Annotated in this window: 1 protein-coding gene; it reads left to right on the top strand. The window is 58.4% G+C overall.

Annotated elements, in window-relative coordinates; translation table 11 throughout:
• The first annotated feature begins 58 nt into the window (after positions 1-58).
• Positions 59-1,246 (top strand): beta-ketothiolase BktB, encoded by a 1,188-nt coding sequence (bktB, locus tag SR3_RS30255; protein ID WP_068095128.1) that lies wholly within the window; start codon positions 59-61, stop codon positions 1,244-1,246.
• Positions 1,247-1,395: the final 149 nt, after the last annotated feature.

Raw genomic sequence — 1,395 nt, 5'->3', positions numbered from 1 at the left:
CTGAATGGAAGAGGGATAGTCCTCTTCACTTCACCCATATAAGGCAGGAAGAGTTATTGTGAGCACGTCAGATCATATCTACATCGTCAGCGGTGTCCGCACGGCCATCGGTGATTTCGGCGGCTCGTTGAAGGGTTTTGCTGCATCGGATCTGGGCGGGCGCGTGGTTGCGGAGGCACTGGCGCGCTCGAGCCTTGCACCTGCCGATGTCGAGCATGTGGTGATGGGGCAAGTGATTCACACCAGCGGACAGGATGCCTATCTAGCAAGGGTGGCAGCATTGAAAGCGGGCATTCCCCATGAAGTTCCGGCGTTGACGGTCAACCGTCTGTGCGGTTCAGGGCTGCAGGCTATCGTTTCAGCGGCACAGATGATGATGCTGGGCGAAGCCGAGGTCACCGTGGCAGGTGGCGCGGAGAGCATGTCGAACGCGCCCTATCACGACCATGGCCAGCGCTGGGGGCGCAAAATGGGTGATGGCGTTCTGATCGACGCGATGGTGCAGACTTTGTCTGATCCGCTGGGTGGCTACCATATGGGGGTGACGGCCGAGAATGTTGCTCAACGTTGCGATGTCACGCGTGAGGAGCAGGATGCGCTTGCGGTCGAAGGGCATGCTCGCGCCATGCGGGCTATTGGCGACGGGCGGTTCAGAGAGCAAATCCTGCCCCTCGAAATCAAGAGCCGCAAGGGCGTGACGATTTTCGATACGGATGAGCATCCGCGTGCAGGGATCAGGACAGACGATCTGGCTTCAATGAAGCCCGTATTCAAAACGGATGGCACTGTCACAGCTGCCAACGCGAGTGGCATCAACGATGGTGCTGCGGCCATGGTTTTGGCTACGGGCGCCATCGTGAAATCAAGGAGCTTGCAGCCACTTGCCCGTATCGTCAGTTGGGGCCATGCGGGCGTGGACCCTGCTTACATGGGCCTTGGGCCGATCAAGGCCGTGCCGGTTGCTCTGTCTCGCGCCGGCCTTACTTTGGCGGATATGGATGTGGTCGAGGCCAATGAGGCGTTTGCCGCGCAGGCGGTCGCGGTTTCCAGGGAGCTTGGCTTCGATGCTGAAAAGCTCAATCCCAACGGCAGTGGTATCGCATTGGGGCATCCTATCGGGGCGACCGGTGCAATTTTGACGGTCAAGGCGGCTTATGAATTGCGCCGTAACGGGGGGCGATATGCCCTTATCACCATGTGTATTGGCGGCGGGCAGGGTATCGCGATGGTCATCGAGGCTGTCTGAGCAGGCGTTTTTGGCACACGAACGTGAGTAAGCTGTAAAGCTTCGCAATATCGGAATTTTTATTGATTGCATGCATGAGACGATGCCTTTGAACGCCTGCCGCGGATGAGGTTGCGTTTCCAGAAACAGGCGAGGGGTGGATGACAGCC

Source organism: Novosphingobium rosa NBRC 15208, from assembly GCF_001598555.1.
GTDB classification, from domain to species: domain Bacteria; phylum Pseudomonadota; class Alphaproteobacteria; order Sphingomonadales; family Sphingomonadaceae; genus Novosphingobium; species Novosphingobium rosa.
The sequence above is the reverse complement of the archived record's forward strand: the minus strand, read 5'-3'. Positions and strand labels throughout refer to the sequence as shown.